The sequence below is a fragment of the Phaeobacter sp. PT47_59 genome (genome assembly GCF_028890025.1).
In the GTDB taxonomy this organism is placed as follows: domain Bacteria; phylum Pseudomonadota; class Alphaproteobacteria; order Rhodobacterales; family Rhodobacteraceae; genus Phycobacter.
The window spans coordinates 1-21,840 of sequence record NZ_JARCJL010000033.1 but is presented as its reverse complement, the minus strand read 5'-3'; the positions used below and the strand labels follow the sequence as shown (position 1 = coordinate 21,840).

The window sequence follows — 21,840 nt, the reverse complement described above, 5'->3', positions numbered from 1 at the left end:
GATATTCCGGCTTAGAAGGAAATGTGTGTCCGGAGAGGGGCCCGAGGCAGCGTTTGCGTAGCACAACGCGTTCGGGTCGCTCGTAGGACGCTATTTTGCCGGAATGTCACGAGAAGCCGTCGACGATGGTGCCGGCCGAGAAGATCAGCACGATCCCGATGATGACCGAGGCGAACCAGCCCCAGTTCAGCCGTCCCATCATGCACATGAAACCGGTGCCGATGACCGCGAGCGTGGCGACTGCGATCCCGATGGGACCGGTCAGCGCGGCCTCGACGGTTTCCAGCATGGTCTGGATCGGGGACAAGTCTTGCGCGAGGGCAGGGCTTGCAAAAGCCGCCAGGGTTGTGGCGACGGGCAAGAGGCGGCTGAGGCGATGTCGAAGCATGCGAAGTTCCCTTGTATTACTGAAGATCGATAAGGACCGGAGCGCGCGCAGGCACCCGGGCAGCGACGCGGATGTCCGGCGCGGAAACAGGTGTACCCGCGAGTCGGGACCGGATCCGGTGGATGCGCGCGATGTAGTCGCGGGTCTCGGTGAAAGGCGGGATGCCGGAATAATCGACCACCCGGTGCGGTCCGGCATTGTAGGCTGCCAGCGCCAAGTCGATGTCCTTGAACGATCCGAGTTGCGCGAGCAGATACCGCGCTGAGCCATCGAGGTTCTGGGAGGGATCGCGCGGATCGACTCCGAGCGCACGGGCTGTGTCCGGCATCAGCTGGCCGAGACCGTAGGCACCCTTGGGGCTGACGGCGGTCGGGTCATAGCTGCTTTCAGCTTCGACCAGGGCGCGGAAGAGGATCTGCCAGTCGTCCGCATCGAGGCCGACCTGCCGCAGGGCGCGGTTTCCCTGGTGGCGATCTGCGGTGGCGTGGATCAGGGAGAGGGTGCCGTCGCGACCGGAAGGCGGCGTGGCGTCCAATGAGGCCAAAAAGACTTCCGCCTCAGTGCTATCATCTAGCCCTGCCCAGGCAGGTCGTTCGCCATGAAAGGTCCAGCCGGATGTCCGCGCCGTGCCGTCGCGGCCGAAGGCGATGACGTCAGCCGCGCTCCTCGAGGGTGATGCTGTAGTCAGGACCAAAGCGCAGATCGCGCCCGTCACCGAACTCGAGATGATGTTTGAAGAGCCCCGGCCATATGTTGAAATACCGCGGCTCTGGCCCGTGCGGGGTGATCCGGGTCGAGACCAGAATGGCTTCCGGCTCGCCCTCGCGCAGGTAGATGCACTGGTAGCGCGGCTTGCCATCGTCCGTGAACCCCACGAGTTCATACCGGCAGCGGAACGCTATGCCCTTCTCGGACAGGTCTTTGACACCATCGATGGTGATCAGGATCTGGTTGCGCGCTATCGGCATGTTCGGACTCTCCCCACGAGAGCCCTTCTACTTCACGACACTAAGGCCATAAAGTCATATGGAGTCAATACGACATATTGCAGATAAACACATATTGCGCGATAGTCTGCGCAACTTTTGCGGGAGAGCGACATGAAGCGACAGATGATGGCAGCTGCAATGGGAGTGATGGCGGTGTTCGGAGCCCCGGAGAAAGCGCGGGCCTATGACGTCGACTGCGCCATCATGCTCTGCATGGCGGGAGGCTTCCCCCCGAGCGCGGTCTGCGCGCGCGCCTATCGCACCATGATCCGCCGCATCACACCCTGGCCGAGCCTGCCGCCCTTCGGGGTCTGCACCTTTGCCCATGTGCCGGTCGAGCTGGGCGGGCCCGGCGGGGAGGGCGAGCTCGACACCAACCTGCCCGAATACGAATGGCTGAACCGCACTCATGTGATCTGGTTCACCGGTCAAGCCTATAGAGAAAGGGGAGGTGATCGGTATTGGGACTGGTCGCTTCGTTCCTGCGACCGAGAGAACCGCACCTGCCGGTACATCCAGCGGGTCTACCGATCCCACACGCCCTGGCCCGTGACATTCATCTCGGAAAGCGGGCAGGAGATTGCCTTTCCGAGCGGCGGAAGTTCCTCGTACTTCTATTTGCGCAGCATCATGGTCGAATACGGAGACTACGAGGGCACGGTGGGTCACTCGGAGTGGTTCTCCTACTGATCCTGGCTGCTTGGCAGCTTTAGTGAAATCGGCCGTACTGTGATACGCGTGTGGTCGTAACTGTTTGGATCCACAAACTGGCGGCGGCTCACGCTTCCATCATTCCAGCGGTAGTCGGTAAACACATGGGTTTCCGCCGTTCCGTTGATGATAAACCCTTCCTGAAAGGGCCAGGCTGTCTTTTTCTTAATCAATTGAATGCCCAGAAAATAATTCAATCCAAGAGAGTATTTACGCGAATAATTAGTGATCTAAAATAGCAGATAGTGAGCGTATGGCGGTAATTTGCTTGCTAGTGGAGGGTCCAATATTTCACTTGAATGTTGGTAGCTTGGAAGGCATTAGTCACCCCAGCCGATGCGCTAGCGATCAGCGGCACCCGGTGGGGGGTGCCTGACAGGGCAGCTAACCTGCGTGCCGCCCGGCGAAAACCTTTCATACGCGCAACGATTTCACTTGGCAGGCGATGGGGTTCATTGGTTGAATATATTAGTAATCTAAGTAATCAAGGGCAATCGCGGGAGGAAACGTCATATGCGCATGGTGAATATGGATGCAAACCATGCTCTCTCTGGTAAGGAGCAGCTGTATTGTGGGGGCGCATGGGTTCCGCCAAGCGCAGGAAATTACGAGGAGACTTTTAACCCGGGCACAGGTCAGCTGATCGGATTAGTGGCTGCGGCGACCCGGGCCGAGGTGGACGTAGCGCCTGCGTGTTTGAAGGAATGGCGTGATGTTGCTCCTCTTGAGCGTGCCAGTATTCTGCAGGAAATCGCGGCTCTCTTGCACAAGCGCGGAGATGAGCTTGCGATGATGGACGCGGCCAATTGCGGCAACCCATATACCGAGGTGCGCGGCGACGCGGCCATCGCGGCGGCCCAGATGGAGTTTTTCGCCGGTCTTGTGACTGAAATGAAGGGCGACACGATCCCTTTGGGGCCGGATCGGGTGAATATGACCCTGCGCCAGCCGCTTAGTGTTGTGGCACGTATCCTGGCGTTCAATCATCCGTTCATGTTTTGTGGCGGTAAAATGGCGGCGCCTTTGGCGGCAGGGAACGCTGTCATCATCAAGCCGCAGGTACAGGCGCCTTTGACTGCATAGCGCCTGGCAGAGATTGTTTATGGCCTGATGCCCAAAGGCACATTCAACGTGTTGCCGGGTGATCTAGAGGCAGGTGCTGGCCTGGCCGAGCACCTTGGCGCTGCAAAGGTCACGCTTATTGGCTCTGTGTCGGCTGGCCGGGCTGTGATGCGAAGCGCCAGCGCTACGGGCAAACCTGTACTGCTGGAACTGGGTGGCAAGAACGCGCTGATTGCCTATCCCGACAGTGATCCGAAAAAGATTGCGGACGCGATTGTCGCTAGAATGAACTTTGGCTGGTGCGGCCAGTCCTGTGGCTCGATAAGTCGCGCATTCCTGTACGAGGATATCCACGACGAAGTCATTTCCTATCTGGCCGAGTCTGTTGAAAGATATAAGCCGGGCGTTCCGACGGATCCTGAAACCACGATAGGCACGATTGTCAGCCGTGCGCAGTTCGACCGGGTCATGGGTTTCATTGACTCTGCCAAAAGTGAGGGTGCGCGCGCCGTTACTGGCGGTTATGCGGTCACGGATAGTCCGCTGGCGAAAGGCAGCTTTATCGCGCCGACGATTTTTGCGGATGTAACGCCGCAGATGCGTATCGCCCGTGAAGAGATTTTCGGGCCAGTTCTTGCGGTTCGCAAATGGTCGGACGAAGATTCCATGCTGAACGAGGTCAATGCACTTGAGCTTGGGCTGCCCTGTGCAATTTGGACTCGGGATCTGGTGATGGCTCATCGTACGGCTGCACGCGTCGAGGCCGGGTTTGTTTGGGTTAACGAAGTCGGTCGGCATTTCCTTGGTGCCCCGTTCGGTGGGGTCAAGCAATCGGGTATCGGGCGCGAAGTAGGTATTGGCGAACTGATTTCCTTCACCCATGAAAAGAATGTGCATATCAATCTGTCGGGTCAGTGACCCGGTGCGTAGGTAATGTGCGAACGGGGTCTGGGATCCAAAAGCTTTTTCTGTATTGATTGCTTTGGCCGGGATGAGGCCATCCCTTCCTGCCCCTTTTGCAAACCGATAAGGATCTAAAAAATAATGAGCAATGTTGCGAACGTCCCCGATATCATCCTCGAACCCATGGTTCGGAACGCTATTATGGAGGACCTGGGTGCCGCAGGCGACGTGACAACCCGTTCCGTTCTGCCTGAAGGCACGCGCTACAAGGCGCAAATGCGTGCACGGCAGGACGCGGTTGTTTCTGGGATGCAGGTGGCCTCTCTCGCGTTTCGGCTGATTGATCCCAATCTTGTGGTCGAGACTGTCGTGGCGGATGGTACGGCCTGCAAAGCGGGCGATACGTTGATGCGTATAGAGGGATCGGCGGCGTCGATCCTTGCCGCAGAGCGTGTTGCCCTGAACTTTGCCGGACGGTTGTCTGGGACGGCAACCTTGACAGCGTCCTATGTTCAGGAGCTTGCGGGTACCAAGACACGTATCACCTGTACACGCAAAACCACACCGGGGCTGAAACTTGTCGAAAAGCTCGCCATTTTGCATGGCGGCGGCCACAATCATCGGTTTTCCCTGTCCGATGCGATCCTGATCAAGGACAACCATATCGCAGCGGCTGGTGGCATCAAACAGGTGCTGGAAGCCGTTCAACGAAATGTGGGTCACATGGTCGTGGTAGAGATCGAGATCGACGGTTTGCATCAGTTGGACGAGGTGCTTCAGGCCGGGGGCGCAGATGTCATCATGTTCGACAATATGTCGACCGAAGACATGGCCGAAGCTGTAAAGCGCATTGACGGGCGGGCGAAGACCGAAGCCAGCGGGAATGTGACCCTTGGCCGTTTGCGCGAAATCGCATCGGCAAATGTGGATTATATTTCCTCCGGTGCTTTGACCCATTCGGCGGGAACCGTCGATTTCGGTTTGGATTTCTGATCCTCTGAGCCGCTCCAGACCGTCTGAAATGCAAAATGCCCGCCCTTTCGGCGGGCAATGGATACCTATTGCGTACGCCTTTCAAAATGGGGCGCTGTTGCATCAACACTTCATAAGGAAAGGTCAAGACACATGACAGACCACAGGCTGTATCAGGTTGAGCGCCCAGTATCGTCGGATAGTTTGGGGGTGTGGGGTAGCGATGTATTTGCGGATATATTGCGAGGTTTGGGGGTGAGTGAAGTATGTTGCACTGAACCCGGGGTCGAGCTTTCGGGGTTTGCACGACAGCCTTGTGAACCACCTTGGCAATGAAGATCCGCAGATGCTGTTGTGTCTGCACGAAGAGCATGCGGTTGCGATTGCGCATGGCTATGCGAAGGTGGCGGGGGAGCCATTGGCGGTGATCCTGCACAGCAACGTGGGTCTGATGCATGGTACGATGGCGATCTTCAACGTGTGCTGCGACCGTGTGCCGGTTCTGATTTATGGGGCGACGGGGCCGGTTGATGCGGCGCTGGAATCGATGTTGCGTGCGGATGTAATCGCGTGGAGCGAACCGAAAGGCCCGACCTATGTGAACTTCGACGTGTCGATCCAGGAAAAGCAGCACGAGAAGGCACCGGAGTTGCCAGATTTTGCGCGTTACCAGCCGTCGCCTCCGGCGGCACCCTCGGCCGAAGGAGTGGCGCGGGCGGCAGATCTGCCGAAGAACGCCAAGGCGCTGGGGCGAAGGTTCTGACGGATATCCGGAACGGGGCGTCCTTCCCGACGGATCACCCGCAGCATCGCGGCAAACCGGCCTTCTTCATTGACGATGCGGCGGGCGCGGTGCTGCGCGAGGCGGATGTGATCCTGAGCCTGGACTGGCTGGATGTCGCGGGCACGCTGAAACTGGCGGGCGATGTGAAGGAGCAGGTGATCCAGGCGTCGCTGGATTATCAGCTGCACAATGGCTGGGGGATGGAGCATCAAGCGCTGCCTGCGGTCCGGATGTTGCGATGCATGCGATTGCCGATGCTCTGGGTGTAGGGGCGGGCGAGATGCCCGGTGATTTACCGATCAAACCTGCGCTGAACGCCCCCGATGCAGAGGTTGAGCTTGATATCATGACGCAGGCCGGGGCGCTTGGCGAAGGTCTGGAAGGTGTCTGTGCCAGCTTTGTGTGTTTGCCGTTGGGCTGGGCGGGCGAGGCGTGGCACTTCCGTCACCCACTGGACTTCGAGGGTTCGGATCGTCTGCGGACCGAAGGCTGGGAGGTCGTTCGCGGCCCCCAGATCACCCTAGGTGTTCCGCTGCGGCTGACGGAGGAACAGCGGCAGGCGCTGCTGTCGGACGTTGCTATCATCGTGGTCAGTTCGCGGTCGGGGCTGAGCGACGCGGATCTGGACGCCTCGCCACGGCTGCGGGCGCTAGTACTTCCAACGATCGGGGTGGGTGCGGGAGATCTGGGAGGCCTGTGCCGCGCGCGGTCTGATCGTGACGAATGGTGTAACGCCCGAGAACTTTTTGGGGATGCCCGAAGCGATAGGGATGCTGATGCTGGTGCTGCTGTACCGGCTGCATGAATCCGAGCGCCTGCTGCGCGAGAATGCGGGCCGACCGCAACAGATATTTGCGCGGATGGTGCGAGGCCGGGCGATCGGATTGATCGATTCGGGGCGGATAGGACCGGGTGATCGAGCGACAGTTGGCGTTCGAGCCGGCACAGATCCGGCACAGATACTGGTGCACGATCCGTTCCTGATACCGGACACCGCACCTACGGGCGTGGGGCTGGTGAAACGCGCTGAGCTTCTGGCCATGTGTGATGTTGGTGAGCCTCCATGTGCCGTTGAACGCGCTGACACGAGGAATGATCTGCGAGGCCGAACTGCGCATGATGAAGCCGGATGCGGTGTTAATCAACACCTCGCGCGGGGTTTCATTGATGAGGATGCGCGGGTGCGGGTGATGACAGCAGGACACCTAGCCGGTGCTAGGCTAGGCGTGACGGAAACCGAACCGCTGCCCGCCCGCTGCGCGGCTTCGACCGGGTGATCCTCCCCCCGCATATCCCGGGACACACCATTGAGCTCTACACCGTCTTGCCCGACATCTTCGTCGAAAACGCAACACGCATCAAGCGCGCAGAAACCCCCAAATCGAAAAATATGGAGAGAAAAAATCGAAAAGTTGTAAGCAGGGTTTGCTGCAAGATTTACGTCGGTTTGCGCGCACCGCATGTCACTAGCTGTAAAAGTAGTGACATTGTTGAGGCTTGCATCTTCGTAAGATGACAGGGATAGTCTCGGACCTGTAGAAGCCCAGAACTGATTTTGGGCAATAGATGTTTGTGGTCTGAGCATACATGAACGAAAAATCTGATTCCGCGTTGAAAGACGACGGTTTGACCCAATATAACGAGCGCATTGCTCGCTTGGTACGTCTTGCGGCAAGAGGGTTTAACCGTGCGTTGCAGCTGCGGTTACAGACGCAAAATGTGACTTTCGGGCAGTGGATATTCCTTCGAATCCTTTGGCAGGAAGATGGTTTGTCGCAACGAGAGTTAAGCGAAAGAGCACATCTGACAGAGCCTACTGCGCATACTGCACTCAGCCGAATGGAAGAGCTTGGATATATTGAACGCCGCAATGTGGCTGGGAACCGTCGTCGTCAGCATGCTTTCCTCACGGAAAAAGGTTGGGAGTTGCGGGAGCTCCTGGAGCCTTTGGCACACGAAGTGAATAACGCCGCCATCAGAGGCCTGAGTGGTGCCGAAGAGAAAACATTGCGCAAGGCCCTTGCTGTAATGATTCGAAACCTCGAAGATGATGAGGAAAAAGCTGCTTTGAGCGGTGTCCGCGTCCCACCGACCAGAAGTAACCTTGGATCCTGAAGGTCTCTTTAGCTTCATCTGCGATAGCCGGGCCTTTTAGGCTCGGGTGATTCCGTTGGGCTACTTCCGCTGAGATGTATGGTTTTGGGGAAGCTCTGAGAGAGTTCGGAATAGTCTTGTGCTAGGCCTTGGGCGTGCTGCAACCTTATGTGAGTAGGGGTTTGGATGCTCTGCGAGAGCGTTCAAGCCATTCGCAGTTCTTAACCTAAATTTTTGGACGGTGTCTCGGTTTCGATCATGGTTGACGCAAAGTTCGGTTTTTAATAATGATCTATAAGATAGATATCTAAATTTAGAAATCTATGATAATATGACAGGGAGGAAACCATGAAAAAGCAAATCAAGGCTGCCGTTGCGGCGCTGAGCATCTCCGTTATCGGGACCGGCGTCATGGCGGACAGCGTCAACGTCACGTTGTCCGGGGGGAGTCCGTCAGGTCTTTGGTCGCTGCTGGGCGCAGGGATCGACCGGGCTGTGAAGGTTGACGATGCAAGCGGTGTCGTGACCTACCAGGCCACTGGTGGCGGTTTCGCAAATATCGGTCTGCTGGGTGCAAACCGGACCGATCTGGGTCTGGCCCATGATGCAGAAATCAAGCTGGCGCTAGCGGGTGATGAGCCGTTCAAGGCGCCCATCGAGAACCTTCAGGCAATCGGGTACATGTACAACTGGGCCCCGATGCATTTCTTCATCAAGAAGTCTCTTGCCGAAGAGTATAACATCGACAGCATCGACGACTTGGCGAAGTCGGGCGCTGCAATCCGTGTGGCGAACAACAACGCAGGTAACATCGTGGCCAATATTGCCACTTTCATGCTGGAAGAAGCAGGCTATGACGAAGGAACGATTGAAGCGAATGGCGGCGTTCTGGTGCGTGGCGGTTCGTCCCAGCAGGCAGACCTGATCAGCGATGGCCGTACGGATATGGTGATCAACGGTATCTTCGTTGGGCACTCGTCGTTCCGCAAGGTTGATGAAGGCAACGACGTTGTTCTGCTGAGCGTGCCTCAGGATATCATCGAAAAGACCAATGAGCGTTTTGGCACCGGGACCTACGTCATTCCCGCCGGAAACTATAAGAACCAGACTTCCGATGTTATCACGCTGGCACTTGGCGCGATGGTAATCACCTCTGATGCCTTGCCCGAAGAAACCGGTTACATGCTGGCCAAGAGCATTGCCTCGAACATTGATGAAATCCGCGGCGTTCATAACGCAATGAAACAGCTCTCAACTGAGTTGCTGGTTTCGCAGAGAACGCTGCCGTTCCACCCGGGCGCGAAGCGCGCCTACATGGAGCTGGGGCTTCTCAAGTAAGCCTTCGGAAAACAATGCCGGTGCGCTGACCAAAGCGCACCGGATTCGTTTGCAAGAGTGCCTCTGTCGTGCTCTGGCCGTGCTGATCACGGGCAGTAGGATGATTTTGCGCACTCAAAGCTGACCAAACCTCACAAACATGGAAATGGTGCCAGCATGAATTTCCCTTCTCTTACCGAAACTGGACGCCGTCGGAAGCTAGAGCCACCCATGCGGACCGTCGTCATGGTTCTGGCCGCGGCGTTCGCGGCATGGGTGATTCACTCTAATCTGTTCATTATCGCAGACCCGCTCATTCAGGGGATCCTGTTCGTATCCGGGATTTTCACGATTCTCTTCTTGGCGATTGGTGCAACCGCGAAAGCGCCAGATAGCATTCCATTTTATGACTGGATGTTGTCTGCGCTCAGCTTGGCCTGCGGGATTTACTTCTATGTAAGCTCTGGCGAGATTTCGGACCGTATCAGCCTGCTGGACCAGTTCACGACGGATCAGTTGTTCTTTGGGTCGTCACTGCTGTTCCTGACCATCGAAGCCACGCGCCGGACAACTGGCTTGGGGCTGACAGGCGTTGTGATGCTGTTCCTGATTTACAACCTTTTTGGCTATCTTCTGCCGCCGCCGTTCGGGCATCGCGTCAGCGAGTTCAGCTATCTGCTCGATATTCTGATCTTCACCACAGATGGGTTGTTCGGTGTCCCGCTTCAGGTTGTGGCAAGTTACGTCTTCCTGTTCGTGATGTTCGGGACTTTCCTTGCCAAGGCTGGGGGAGGGGACTTCTTTTTCAACCTGGCGGCTCTGGTCACCGGGGGCGCACGAGGCGGCCCTGCAAAGATCGCCATCATTTCGTCGGGTCTGTATGGAACCATGTCTGGTAGCCCAACCTCGGATGTTGTGGCCACGGGGTCCATCACGATCCCGGTGATGAAGCGCTTGGGCTATAAGGCCCGGTTTGCGGGTGCGGTTGAAGTTGCGGCGTCCACGGGGGGCAGTGCCATGCCGCCGATTATGGGTTCGGCTGCCTTCATCATGGCAGAGTATTCGGGTATCTCGTACAATGCGATCGTGCTTGCCGCGCTTATTCCTGCGTTGCTGTACTATATGGGCGTGTTTACCCAGGTGCACTTCCGCGCAGTGAAATACGATCTGCGGCCTTCTCAGGATGAAATCCCGACGACGAAGGAAACGTTCAGAACCGGCTGGGTTTTCTTGCTGCCCATTATCGGGATCATTGTGGCGCTGATACTTGGCTATTCGCCGACCTTCACCGCAGGTGTCGGTGTTCTGGTGACAATCCTTGCGTCGATGATCCTCAAGCAAACGCGGATGTCGTTGTGGGCAATGGTGGAAGGCCTTGGCACAACCACCCTGCAAATTTTGCCTGTCGCTGGGGCATGTGCTGCTGCTGGTCTGGTTATTGGTGGCCTGTCTATGACAGGATTGGGGATGAAATCGGCTAACGTGATCCTGACGGTCAGTAATGCGCAGCCGCTGTTGACGCTAGTGATTGCTGCTGTGGTGACCATTGTGCTGGGCTTGGGTATGCCGACTCCGAGTGCGTATATTCTGGCGGCTGTGCTTGTCGGCCCCGCTCTTTCCAAGCTGGGTTTCCCTCTGCTGCCGAGCCAGATGTTCCTGCTCTACTATGCAATCCTGTCTGCTCTGACGCCGCCAATCGCTGTGGCTGCAATCGCAGCGTCTGCGATTGCTGATGACGATCCATTCAAGATCGCATTCTCGGCTGTGCGGCTTGCAATTGTTGGCTTCCTTCTGCCGTTCGCTTTTGTCTGGAACCCCGGCATCGTTCTTGAGCTTGGTCCGTTGGCAAATACGCTTGCTGTTATTGGTGCCGTTGCTGGTGCTCTTGCAGTCTCGGCGTCAATGGAAGGCTTTATCAAAACCCAGCTCAGCTCGTTGGAGCGAGGTCTCCTGACGATTTTTGCAATTGGCGCGGTTAGCCCGTACTTCGCGGTCTCAATTGTGTGTACCTTGCTTATCATCGCTCTGGTTGGACGACAGGCCTTGTTGAAGGAAGAAGTCCCCGCAAGCGGGTAACGTCAGCCACGTGTAATGTGCTGAATGCGAATCCAAAGTGGCCGCCAGGTTTGGCGGCTACTTGCCGTTTTGACTGAGAGACGGAAAAGTTTCAGGCCGCGTCTTTGGTTCCAATCGCGGTCTGTTCGGATGACTGTCTGCGGGCTTTTTTGCCCAAGAGGTTATTGATCAAAATACACTTCGGTGATTCTGATCGATGCAGGGAGCTGCGCAAGCGGGGTGTACGAATCCCGAGGCCATAGAACAACCAGAGAGGAACCGGCAGAGCAGATCTGTATGAACACAAGGCCCGATCATGCGCGGAATAATACCAATTGCTCGCAAACCCATAAGTAGTTTTATTTACGTGGGTTTTTCTTACTTGTGAGGTGAAGGGAATATCGCTCTGACCATTGACAGACTAAACTTAGAGAGCTAAGAATAATGGCGTTTCCCAATAAAATTTCGCAAATTCTGATGCGGCGACCTGTGGAGGAGATTCAATGCTTACACCTGAAGAAAATGAACTGCTGACGCGCGTGACCGGTGATGCACCGATGGCACGTCTTATGCGTCAGCACTGGACCCCTGTATGCCTGATTGAAGAAGTGGAAGAGCCCGACGGCAAGCCGCTTCGTGTTGAGGTGCTCGGGGAAAGCTATGTAGCGTTCCGCGACACCAAAGGGCGTCTTGGCCTGCTTGATGAACTTTGCCCGCACCGCAAGGCATCGCTGGTCTATGGCCGGAACGAAGAATGCGGGCTGCGGTGTCTGTATCACGGGTGGAAAATGGATGTTGATGGCAATGTCGTTGCCATGTCTTCCGAACCCGAAGGTAGCCCCCTTATGGATAAGGTGAAGCATCGCTCTTATCCTGTGAAAGAATGGGGTGGTTTCGTTTGGGCCTGGCTGGGTGACAAAGAAGATATGCCTGAATTCCAGCCGCCGGCGTTTGCCCCGCGCGAGGATTCGGCGATCGCTATCCTTAAAATCCGCATTCCCGCAAACTGGGCGCAGATCCACGAAGGTCAGATCGACAGTGCCCACTCGTCCTCGCTGCACTCGTCGGACATGGTTCCGGCCCGCGTGGAAGGTGCTGCTGCCGATGAAAAATCCTGGTACCGTCCCTCGACGGACAAGTCTCCGCGTATGCAGACAGAGACAACCAGCTACGGGTTCCACTATGCTGCAATCCGTACGCCGATCAAAAACGCGGCGACCCATAACTATATCCGTGTGACCGAATTTGTTGCGCCCTACTATTCGTTGATCCCACCGAACAACAACTATCGTGTGGCGGCCGTTATCGTGCCGATCAATGATGAAGAGACCGCGTTCCACTTCATCGCTTGGGATGGCCCGAATGTGCCGTCGACCGAAGAATGGCGCAAGTTTACCCATGCTGTTCCAGGAGTGGATGTTGACGACAAGTGGCGCTGCCTGCGGACTGTCGAGAACGACTTCTTGCAAGACCGTGATGCCATGAAAGAAGGTAACTTCACTGGGATCAAAGGTATTCCGAACCAAGATATCGCCATGTGGGTGTCGATGGGCGCGCGCGTTCAGCGCCATACCGATGTGCTTGGTGCTTCGGACCTGGCTATCGTCGAGTTCCGTCGCTTGATGGCGGATGCCGCCAAGAAAGTGGCAGAGGGTGGCAAAGCAATCGGCACCGATTATGAAATCCCGCAAAGCATGATCAACTCTCATGAAGGCGTTTATCCGAAAGATGTGGATTGGCGCACCTTGCTGAATACTTCGGGCAAAACAGCCGCAGCTGAATAACCGGTCCGACGTTTGCAAACAGATCCGCCCGGGGCCGCATAGACCTTGGGCGGATTTTGATTCTGGCCCTGAGCATGGTTGGTGGCCATGTTGAAATTGGCAGGAGGCAGGAGGCCGGATGCGGCAAGAAGTAAACATCGAAGATTTTCGCACCCGAGCCAGGCGGAGTTTGCCCCGTGTGGTATTTGATTTTCTGGATGGTGGTGCCGAGAGCGAAATCACGCTGCACAGGAACCGTAGCGCATTTGATGATATCCGACTCAAGCCACGTATTCTCAAGGGTGGGGATGTCGATCTCTCTGTCACGCTGTTCGGTCAGAAGTATGCGGCGCCTTTCCAAATCGGACCAACCGGCCTGAACGGGCTTTATTGGCCAGAAGGGGACTTGCACCTTGCAGCCGCAGCAAAGCAGGCCGGGGTCGCATTTACGGTTTCGACAGCGTCAAACACGACTATGGAAGAAATCGCGTAGAAAAATAATTGGCCACTTTGGTTTCAGCTGTACCCATGGGGCAAAGAAGCATTTTCCAATGCATTGATCGAACGGGCGTCGGCTGCGGGCTACAGTGTTCTTGTAATCACTGTCGACTCGTTGGTGGGTGGCAAAAGAGAGAGGGATTTGCGGCATGGTTTCGCGCATGAAATCCGCATGAGCCCCTCTGTCGTATTGGACGGATTGTTGCATCCGAGATGGTTCAAATCCGTATGGCTGAGCCAACATAGGCCGCGACTGCAAAATCTGGCGGCCTTTTAGGGGGATGATGTCAGCGACAAGGCGCTTGCCGAATTTACGCGGGCGCAACGAAACCCGAATTTTTCCTGGGACGATGTAAGGCGTCTTCGGAAGCTGTGGCAGGAGCCACTTGTGATTAAGGGGATCATGTGTGCTGAGGATGCAATGGCCGCACAACGCGAAGGCGCTGATGGGGTGGTTGTTTCCAACCACGGTGGCAGGCAGCTTGATGGAGCTCCGGCGACGATTGAAATTCTTTCAGAGATTGTGTCCGTCTTGGACCAACATATGACAGTTTTGCTTGATGGTGGTGTTCGGCGCGGCAGTGATATCGTCAAGGCGCTTGCGTTGGGGGCGGACGCTGTGCTGCTGGGCAGGGCACCTCTTTACGGCCTGGCGGCGCGGGGGCGTGCGGGGGTTTCCAGCGCGCTTTCGATTCTCGAAGACGAGATGCGCAGGACCATGATTTTTACGGGATGTCATGGCGTTTCGGACCTGTCTGAAGCAGGGGTTGTCATGTCGGCCAAGGATATTGGCGGACGAGAAGACCGTTTAGGGCCAAATATGTGATTTCTAGACACAATTAGCGCGTGGCTGGGCGGTGCGTCCAGTTGACATCTTGAACTTAGCTATCTAATTATATTTCGGAAGCGAACGGACGGGAGGACCCCATGGAGCAGATCAAAATGCGCGTCGAAAAACGGCGCGATCTGACACCTACTATTGCAGAATTCACTTTGGCTCCGGTTGGCGGCGAGTCCCTGCCAGAGTTCAACCCAGGTGCACATATCACGATCGAGACACCATCGGGTGCTATGCGCCGATACTCTCTGGTAAATGATGGGAGCGACCCAAAAGAATATGTGGTCGCCATCAAGCGAGAGCCGCAGTCGCGCGGGGGGTCTGCCTCCATGCATGAGCAAGCTGTTGTCGGGACAGAGTTGAATATCGAGCACCCGGAAAACGATTTCCCGCTGACGGATGTGCAGAAATACCTCTTGATTGCCGGCGGTATCGGTATCACGCCAATCTATTCGATGGCGCGTTATCTGGATAAGAAAGGTAAGATGCTTCGGATCATTTACGTAAGCCGGAGCGCGGAAGAATCGGCCTATCTTGATGAGCTGATGAAAGATTTCGAAGGCCGGATCATCGTGCACCACGATGACGGCGATCCGAACGCTGTCTATGATTTCTGGGACGATCTGGTGACGCCGCGCGCGACCCATGTCTTCTGCTGCGGACCCAAACCGCTGATGGAAGAAATCAAAGCTTTCTCGGGTCACTGGCCCGAAGGCCGTGTCCACTTCGAGGATTTCAAGCCTGTTGATGTGGTTCGTCAGGATGACGTTGCTTTCGAAGTCGAGCTGAAGAAAAGCGGCCAAACGGTTACTGTTCCTGAGGATCGTTCTATCCTCGAAGCACTGCGTGATGCTGGCTTCGCAACAAGCAGTTCTTGCGAAAGTGGCACGTGCGGTACTTGTAAAACCCGCCTACTGGAAGGCGAGGCAGATCATCGTGATATGGTGCTGATGGAAGAAGAAAAAGGCAGCCAGATCATGATTTGCGTTTCGCGCGCCAAATCCGGGAGGCTGGTTCTTGACCTCTGATCCCGTTCGTCTTGGCGTGGCGGGGCTTGGGCGTGCTTTCATGCTCATGGTGCCTTCGTTTGATGCCGACACCCGTGTGAAGCTGACGGCTGCCGCCGCCCCAAGGGAGGAAAGCCGCGACGCATTCGAAAAAGAGTACGGTGGCACAGGGTATGCCACCGTCGAGGAATTGTGCGCAGACCCTGACGTTGAGGCCATTTACATTGCGACGCCGCACCAGATGCATGTGGATCATGTGTTAGCTGCGGCGCGCGCGGGCAAACATATCCTTGTCGAAAAGCCGTTGGCCGTTTCGATGGAGGATGCCGAAGTAATGGTGTCCGCAGCCAAGGAGGCTGGGGTGCATTTGATAGTTGGGCCGAGTCACAGTTTCGACCCGCCGGTTGAATTGGCCACGCAACTTATTTCCAGCGGAAAGTTCGGTCAGTTGCGCATGATCCAGGCCTTTAACTATACGGACTTCCTCTATCGTCCGCGTCGCCCGGAAGAGCTGCGAACCGAAGAGGGTGGGGGCGTGCTGTTCAGTCAGGCGATCCACCAGATTGATGTGGTTCGCAGGCTTGCCGGCGGCATGGCCGAAAAAATTTATGCCATGACGGGCGCATGGGATCCCAAGCGCCCGACCGAGGGCGCATTCACTGCACTGATGAATTTTGCCGGGGGGTGTGTCGCGAACATGACGTACTCGGGCTATGCGCATTTCGACAGTGATATCTGGATGAACAATGTCGGAGAGCTTGGACAGCGTAAATCAGAAGGGGCTTACGGTGGAGCAAGGCGTGCTTTGCTGGATCTCAACCCTGATGACGAGGTCCGGCTGAAAACTACACGAACATTCGGCAGCGGCACGACGATTGAGGCTGAACATAACGAACATTTCGGTCCGGTGATCGCGCTTTGTGACCGTGCCGATCTGCGACTGACCCCGGATGGGATAGAAGTGTTCGGTGACACCGAACGCGGCTTTATCGAAGCCAAATTCGGACCGGCACCACGCAGAACCGTTCTGGATGCGCTGGTGGATGCCGTGCGTCATAACAAGGCCCCCGACCAAACAGGGGAATGGGGGCTGGCAAGCCTGGAGGTTTGCCACGCGATCTTGCAATCCGCAGAGACCGGACAAGCGGTCGATCTTCAGCGGCAATGTAAAACAAATCACTAGGAGCCGACAGGATGAGCAATCTCAAACTTTCCCTTGCAATGGGTAACTATGACCGCACACGGGCAATCGTGGATGGGCGTGTTCAGATCGACGGAGTAGACCCGGTTCCGATGCTGTTGTCGCCGGAAGAAATGTTCTTTCGCGCGTTCCGCCACGAGGCTTTCGATATCAGCGAGATCTCGCTGTCGTCCTATTCGATTTCGGTTGCCCGAGGGAATCCGCATTATGTGGCAATCCCGGTCTTCCTGAGCCGTGCGTTCCGTCACACCTCTGTCTATATCCGCACGGACAAAGGGATTAACAAACCAGAAGACCTGAAGGGCAAACGTATCGGTATCGCCGAATATCAGCTTTCAGCTAACGTTTGGGTGCGTGGTATCCTGGAAGAGGAATATGGCGTTAAGCCCTCGGATATCATCTGGGTGCGCGGCGGCATGGACACACCCGGCCGGCCTGAAAAAATCAAGGTTCAGTTGCCCGATGACATTCGTATGGAGGAAGCCCCAGAAGGTAGCACGCTGAACAGCATGCTTGAAGCGGGTGAAATTGATGGCTTTATCGGGCCGCGCTGGCCGCGTTGCTTTGCTGAACGTCATCCGCATGTTGGGCGACTGTTCGCAGACAGCATTACAGCGGCGGAATATTACTTCGAGAAAACCAAAATCTTCCCGATCATGCACGTACTGGGCGTACGCCGGAGCCTGGCAGAAGAATACCCGTTCTTGCCCGCGGCATTGCTCAAGGCATTTACGCAGTCAAAACGGTTGGCCGAAGAGGCCCTTTCGGACACATCTGCCACCAAGGTGACGATGCCCTTCGTGGAGGACAATCTCAACCGTGTCCACGCGCTGATGGGGGATGACCCTTGGAGCTATGGCGTCAGTGGAAATGCGCATGTGCTCAACAAGTTTTTGGACTACCACGTAAGCCAGGGCTTGTCGCCGCGCCGTGTGGAGATCGAAGAGCTGTTCCATCCGTCGACCCTGGAAGCCTATAGCCTGTAAGAGGAATGCCGAGAATGGAAGATTATCAACCTGGCGACATTGTTGAGATCGAAACATCTGCTGGTTTGGCTTATGTGCAGCTTACGCATACGCATCCCAGCTATCCCCCGGTCGTGAAGTTCTTGAAAGGCCCATTCCAGAAACGGCCCGAAGCTGTAACCGTTCTGGCACGCGAGGCCTCGCCCATCGCGATGGTGCCTTTGAGTGGTGTTCTGAAAAAGCTCGGGCTGAAACACGCCCGGGTGGGTACGGTTGAAATTCCCCGTGCTGAAAGGGAGTTCCCAATTTTCAGAATGCCCATTCGGGATAAGAAGGGCGAGATCATTTACTGGTGGTTCTGGGATGGCAAGGGGCTGACATACACGACAGAGCTTATGCAGCAGCAGGAAAAGCTGCCCATGCGTGAAATCATGTCGGCAGAACGCTTCCTGGATCAGCTTGTCGCGGATGAATAGCGCCGCTCTTGTTGCCCGATTAGACCAATGACTGCTGGCTTTGGTGGTCTGATGGCCGCGTTTGGTGCGTTTTGTTATGCGCTTAGCTCGGTCGCAATTGCCAAAAGCTCTCAATCCGCCCAAGGGCGCGGGAATGATGTTCTGCTGTCAGTGTTGATGACAGGTTTCGTTTCCGGTGCCCTTTGGCTGGTTTGGGGGCCAGAGCTGCCTTCTGTTAGCCAGCCCGTACTGATCGGGGTGGCCTATTTTGTGCTGGCGGGTGTTCTGGGGAATGTGGTTGGCCGCCTGACGTTGTTTCGGTCGGTGGAGCTGGCTGGCGCGATCGAGACAGGCTTCATCCGGCGTCTGATTCCTGTTTTTGCAGCGATTTTCGCATTTCTCCTGCTTGGAGAGGTGATTACGACTTCTATTGTGATTGCGTTTATTCTGGTGACAGGTGGCGTGTTGATCATGATGACTCGCAAGTCCGCCAAGGCGGTATCGACCCTGGTCTCTACGGAACCTTCGCCACAGGACAGGACCAAGGGTCGGGTTTTGGCGCTTGGCTCTGCTGCGGGTTATGGTGGCTCCTTCGTAGCGCGCAAACTCGCGATGCAGACCTTGCCTGATCCGCTGGCCGGGGTGTTCATTGGTGCGTTGACGGGATTGGTATGGTTCGTTGGGTGGGGGCTTTTTCGATTGCGTGGCCGGGTAGGGCTTTCATGGAGGTTGCATAAGCCAAGCGGGTGGCAATTGCTGGCTGGTGGTGCGATGACAATCGGACAAGTCGCACTGTTTTTCTCGTTGATGTTCACCAGTGTGACCGTCGTTGCCATCATGTCATCTATCGAGATGTTCTTTGCAGCCTGGCTTGCTGGGCATATCTTCAAAACCGAAAGACGGCCTGGCCCCAGGTTCTACATTGCGGCTGCTCTGGCTGCGACGGGGGTCATCATCCTTGCGATTGCTCCGACGCTTGAGTGAACGCCGAGGGACGGTCAGCTATGTGAAAGGTTGCTGATCAGCTTGTCCATCGCCGCAAAGAAGACGGTAAGTTCGTCTTCGTCAAATCCCTGGGATGCTTGATTTGTTGCAAGGCGGGCCGCCTGCATTGATCCTCGCACACTGAAGTGGTCCGCCGTTATGTTTAGGAAAATGGAGGATCAGAATGGCTACGAAGAGACACAAGCCGGAAGAGAATGTCACGAAGCTGCGGCAGGTTGAAGTGCTTGTCGGGCAAGGCATGTCCCGGGTGGATGCGATCCGCAAGGTTCGCATTACAGAGCAGACTTATTATCGCTGGCGCAAGCAGTACGGGGGTATGGGAACCGACCGGCTCAGGGAACTGAAGCGCCTCCAGAAAGAGAACGAACGGTTGAGAAAACCCGTCTCGGATCTGACGTTGGACAAGCTGATCCTGGCGGAGGCGCCAAAGGAAAACTTCTGAGCCCCGCTCGCTGCCGTGCCTGCATCGATCACGTCCGCACCCGGTTCCATCTGTCAGAGAGACGCGCCTGCCGTGTCCTGGGGCAGCACCGATCCACACAGAGGAAAGTGCCGCATGGCCGTGCCGATGAGGAGCGTCTGGTCGCGGACATGATCGAACTGGCGCGGCAGTATGGCCGCTACGGCTATCGTCGGATCGCCGCTTTTCTGAGACATGCGGGCTGGGAGGCGAACGACAAGCGGGTCGAGCGCGTATGGCGGCGAGAGGGGCTGTAGGTGCCAATGAAGCAACCGAAGAAGGGACGGCTCTGGCTGAATGACGGATCCCGTGTCCGGCTGCGCCCTGAGTATCGCAACCACGTCTGGAGCTATGACTTTGTCCACTGCCGGACGCTCAACATCCTGGACGAGCATAGCCGGGAATGCCTAGCGATCAAGGTGAAGCGCAAGCTGAACTCGGATGACGTGATCGATGCCTTGAGCGACCTGTTCATCATGCGGGGTGTGCCGTCTTACATCCGGTCTGACAACGGCCCGGGGTTCGTGGCTCAGGCCGTTCAGGATTGGATCAGGGCCGCCGACGCCAAGACTGCCTACATCGCGCCCGGGTCACCTTGGGAGAACGGCTACTGCGAAAGCTTCAATGCCAGGTTCCGCGATGAACTGCTCACGGGAGAAGTCTTCTACGGCTTTCGGGAAGCGGAAATCCTGATCGAGCAATGGAGGAAACACTACAATACCAAACGACCACATAGTGCCTTGATATCGCCCACCCGCCCCGGAAACCATCGCTCTGATGGACCCGAGACCGGTCATGCACTAACAATCAAACCGGACCACGCAGGTGGGGCTGATCATGAACTGATCCCATGCTCTCGGCACACAACCGCCTTCGAAATGTCGCTCTCCTGCTTCTTCAGGATCGCGATGATCTGTTCTTCGTTGAACCGTGATCGCTTCATTCTTCCGTCTCCTTCGTTGGGACGGATTCTACCTCAAAACGGAGGAGGAAACGGGTCTCAGGTCAGACATTCCGTTCCTCGACGAGATTGAAGCGAACAAGAAAGGGTGATCAAGCATCCTGCACTCCTCATGAAGCGGAATGTAGGGCTTGTATCACCAGGGGACTGGGCAGCTTGCTTGCCCAGTCTTTTCTTTGTCGGGATGCAGGGCGTGTACTGTTCCTCATAAAATCATAGACTTCTAAGATTGTGATTGCTAGTTTGCCTATGAAGTTCGAATTGTGAGGATAAAATGAGCATCAAGAACATCCTTATTGCACATTCCGGTAGCGCAGGCTTCCCAAGCAGCGTTAAGCACGCGGCAAAAATCGCCGCAAAGCACGATGCATGGCTGACTTGTGTCTATGGGAACGCATCCTCGTATTTCGAGCATGTTCTTGGTTTGACAGAAGATCTTCTCGACAAGCTTGGCAGTGCAAGAAACGAGAAAATTGCAGCAGCACGTGATCTGTTCCAACAGGCGGCTGCCGAGGCAGGCCTTGCAGAGCGGTCCCGCTTTATTATGCCGAATGAGATTGGCAAAATCAACTTGCCAGAGCTGGCGCGAAATTTCGATTTTGTCGTTACCGGCTATCATTCCAACCTGCCAACAGATGAGTTTCGGGCCGTCAGCCCGGATATGATGTCATTGCAGAGCGGCCGACCCGTTCTTGTGGTTCCGAATGGATATTCTACGGATCAGCTTGCATCGCATGCACTTGTCGCATGGGACGGAAAGCGTTCTGCGGCCCGGGCGCTCAACGATGCAATGACGATCCTCGAGGAAAAGCCGCGTCGGGTGACAATACTAAGTGTTGGGTCTAGCTTTCCGAAAATGCCGGAGGGGGCGGATATCTTGACGCATCTGAAGCGTCATAATGTCGACGCAGAGCATGTTACCCGTCCAAAAAGCAAGGGCGGTATCGCCGAGGTTATTCAAGAGACGGCCAGAGAACTGGACGCAAAGTTAATCGTGATGGGGGCGTACGAACATAGCAAGTTCTCTCAAGACCTTTTTGGTGGTGTCACGCATGAGGTAACGAGGACCAGTAAAGTTCCGGTTTTTATGTCTCACTAGTACCCTGGCGAGGTATGTTGAGGATTGGTGTCGCTTCCTGCCGGGAATAGTTGTCAAAACTTCGTGGCGGGGCATGGCAATATCAATCACCGCCAAAACGGGCTCGGCCTGTGCAATACTGTTACCGGCCATGGTCGGTCTGCCTTGCGGTGTAGTTTGTGCAAAACCACTGTAGGGACCTGAAACCCGGCTATGATCGCCTACTGCGCAATCTGTGGGCTCCGCAGGCAATCATAGGGCATTGCCAAGTTGATCACGGGGTTCCGTCGGGATAGGCGGTCATCATGAAAACCGTGCCGACAATTCGACGCCT

20 protein-coding genes and 4 pseudogenes are annotated in these 21,840 nt (G+C 56.1%); 19 read left to right on the top strand and 5 right to left on the bottom strand.

Annotated elements, in window-relative coordinates; all coding sequences use genetic code 11:
- Window positions 1-106: 106 nt before the first annotated feature.
- The 3 genes from PXK01_RS19810 to PXK01_RS19800 form a co-directional block, all read right to left on the bottom strand.
- Window positions 107-388, bottom strand: coding sequence for a TrbC/VirB2 family protein (locus tag PXK01_RS19810; RefSeq protein ID WP_274861456.1), 282 nt, complete (start codon window positions 386-388; stop codon window positions 107-109).
- A gap of 16 nt (window positions 389-404) precedes the next feature.
- Window positions 405-932, bottom strand: coding sequence for a lytic transglycosylase domain-containing protein (locus tag PXK01_RS19805; protein ID WP_446728465.1), 528 nt, complete (start codon window positions 930-932; stop codon window positions 405-407).
- 109 nt (window positions 933-1,041) lie between these two features.
- Complete coding sequence (locus PXK01_RS19800; protein WP_008335576.1) at window positions 1,042-1,356, bottom strand: hypothetical protein; 315 nt, start codon at window positions 1,354-1,356, stop codon at window positions 1,042-1,044.
- 132 nt (window positions 1,357-1,488) lie between these two features.
- Between PXK01_RS19800 and PXK01_RS19795 the strand changes: the two genes are divergently transcribed.
- Window positions 1,489-2,067, top strand: coding sequence for a hypothetical protein (locus PXK01_RS19795; protein WP_274861454.1), 579 nt, complete (start codon window positions 1,489-1,491; stop codon window positions 2,065-2,067).
- Here the strand turns inward: PXK01_RS19795 and PXK01_RS19790 are convergent.
- Entirely contained in the window at window positions 2,061-2,285 is a 225-nt protein-coding gene (locus PXK01_RS19790; protein ID WP_239368556.1) for a hypothetical protein, read from the bottom strand. The two genes, PXK01_RS19795 and PXK01_RS19790, sit on opposite strands and share 7 nt — an antisense overlap.
- 316 nt (window positions 2,286-2,601) lie before the next feature.
- Between PXK01_RS19790 and PXK01_RS19785 the strand changes: the two are divergent.
- From PXK01_RS19785 to PXK01_RS19705, 17 genes and pseudogenes are all read left to right on the top strand, one after another.
- Window positions 2,602-4,068 (top strand): annotated as a pseudogene (locus tag PXK01_RS19785) (aldehyde dehydrogenase family protein).
- Window positions 4,069-4,194: 126 nt separating this feature from the next.
- On the top strand, window positions 4,195-5,046 hold the full coding sequence (nadC, locus tag PXK01_RS19780) for a carboxylating nicotinate-nucleotide diphosphorylase (protein ID WP_274861452.1): 852 nt from the start codon (window positions 4,195-4,197) through the stop codon (window positions 5,044-5,046).
- Window positions 5,047-5,284: 238 nt separating this feature from the next.
- Window positions 5,285-5,788, top strand: a complete 504-nt coding sequence (locus tag PXK01_RS19775; protein WP_170848853.1) for a thiamine pyrophosphate-binding protein — start codon at window positions 5,285-5,287, stop codon at window positions 5,786-5,788.
- 89 nt (window positions 5,789-5,877) lie between these two features.
- Window positions 5,878-6,078 carry a hypothetical protein gene (locus tag PXK01_RS19770; RefSeq protein WP_274861451.1) on the top strand — a complete coding sequence of 67 codons (201 nt, stop codon included), beginning with the start codon at window positions 5,878-5,880 and terminating at the stop codon, window positions 6,076-6,078.
- Window positions 6,048-6,614, top strand: a complete 567-nt coding sequence (locus PXK01_RS19765; RefSeq protein WP_234994837.1) for a hypothetical protein — start codon at window positions 6,048-6,050, stop codon at window positions 6,612-6,614. Before PXK01_RS19770 ends, PXK01_RS19765 begins: the two co-directional genes overlap by 31 nt.
- A complete protein-coding gene (locus tag PXK01_RS19760; RefSeq protein ID WP_232237205.1) occupies window positions 6,586-7,086 on the top strand; it encodes an NAD(P)-dependent oxidoreductase in 501 nt (166 codons plus the stop codon). The genes PXK01_RS19765 and PXK01_RS19760 overlap by 29 nt, the downstream gene beginning before the upstream one ends.
- Before the next feature lie 310 nt (window positions 7,087-7,396).
- On the top strand, window positions 7,397-7,924 hold the full coding sequence (locus PXK01_RS19755; RefSeq protein ID WP_232237206.1) for a MarR family winged helix-turn-helix transcriptional regulator: 528 nt from the start codon (window positions 7,397-7,399) through the stop codon (window positions 7,922-7,924).
- A gap of 327 nt (window positions 7,925-8,251) precedes the next feature.
- Window positions 8,252-9,241: a TAXI family TRAP transporter solute-binding subunit gene (locus PXK01_RS19750; protein ID WP_008335546.1), complete on the top strand. Its 990-nt coding sequence runs from the start codon at window positions 8,252-8,254 to the stop codon at window positions 9,239-9,241.
- 210 nt (window positions 9,242-9,451) lie between these two features.
- Window positions 9,452-11,296, top strand: coding sequence for a TRAP transporter permease (locus tag PXK01_RS19745; protein WP_008335545.1), 1,845 nt, complete (start codon window positions 9,452-9,454; stop codon window positions 11,294-11,296).
- A 482-nt stretch (window positions 11,297-11,778) separates the two neighbouring features.
- A complete protein-coding gene (locus tag PXK01_RS19740; RefSeq protein WP_008335543.1) occupies window positions 11,779-13,059 on the top strand; it encodes a Rieske 2Fe-2S domain-containing protein in 1,281 nt (426 codons plus the stop codon).
- Window positions 13,060-13,177: 118 nt separating this feature from the next.
- Window positions 13,178-14,362, top strand: a pseudogene (locus PXK01_RS19735) (alpha-hydroxy acid oxidase).
- 101 nt (window positions 14,363-14,463) lie between these two features.
- On the top strand, window positions 14,464-15,402 hold the full coding sequence (locus tag PXK01_RS19730; RefSeq protein WP_027246169.1) for a PDR/VanB family oxidoreductase: 939 nt from the start codon (window positions 14,464-14,466) through the stop codon (window positions 15,400-15,402).
- A complete protein-coding gene (locus PXK01_RS19725) occupies window positions 15,392-16,564 on the top strand; it encodes a Gfo/Idh/MocA family protein (protein ID WP_027246168.1) in 1,173 nt (390 codons plus the stop codon). The genes PXK01_RS19730 and PXK01_RS19725 overlap by 11 nt, the downstream gene beginning before the upstream one ends.
- 11 nt (window positions 16,565-16,575) lie before the next feature.
- Window positions 16,576-17,568, top strand: coding sequence for an ABC transporter substrate-binding protein (locus PXK01_RS19720; RefSeq protein ID WP_027246167.1), 993 nt, complete (start codon window positions 16,576-16,578; stop codon window positions 17,566-17,568).
- Between the two features lie 14 nt (window positions 17,569-17,582).
- On the top strand, window positions 17,583-18,023 hold the full coding sequence (locus PXK01_RS19715) for a hypothetical protein (protein ID WP_008335528.1): 441 nt from the start codon (window positions 17,583-17,585) through the stop codon (window positions 18,021-18,023).
- Window positions 18,024-18,050: 27 nt separating this feature from the next.
- The gene (locus tag PXK01_RS19710; protein ID WP_027246166.1) at window positions 18,051-18,986 is read left to right on the top strand and encodes a DMT family transporter; all 936 of its coding nucleotides are present in this window, start codon (window positions 18,051-18,053) and stop codon (window positions 18,984-18,986) included.
- A 184-nt stretch (window positions 18,987-19,170) separates the two neighbouring features.
- Window positions 19,171-20,271 (top strand): annotated as a pseudogene (locus tag PXK01_RS19705) (IS3 family transposase).
- Between the two features lie 37 nt (window positions 20,272-20,308).
- Here the strand turns inward: PXK01_RS19705 and PXK01_RS19700 are convergent.
- Window positions 20,309-20,410, bottom strand: a pseudogene (locus tag PXK01_RS19700) (transposase); the annotation flags it as partial.
- A gap of 292 nt (window positions 20,411-20,702) precedes the next feature.
- On the opposite strand from PXK01_RS19700, the gene PXK01_RS19695 reads away from it, so the two are divergent.
- A complete protein-coding gene (locus PXK01_RS19695; protein ID WP_254696747.1) occupies window positions 20,703-21,527 on the top strand; it encodes a universal stress protein in 825 nt (274 codons plus the stop codon).
- The last annotated feature ends 313 nt before the right edge of the window (window positions 21,528-21,840 follow it).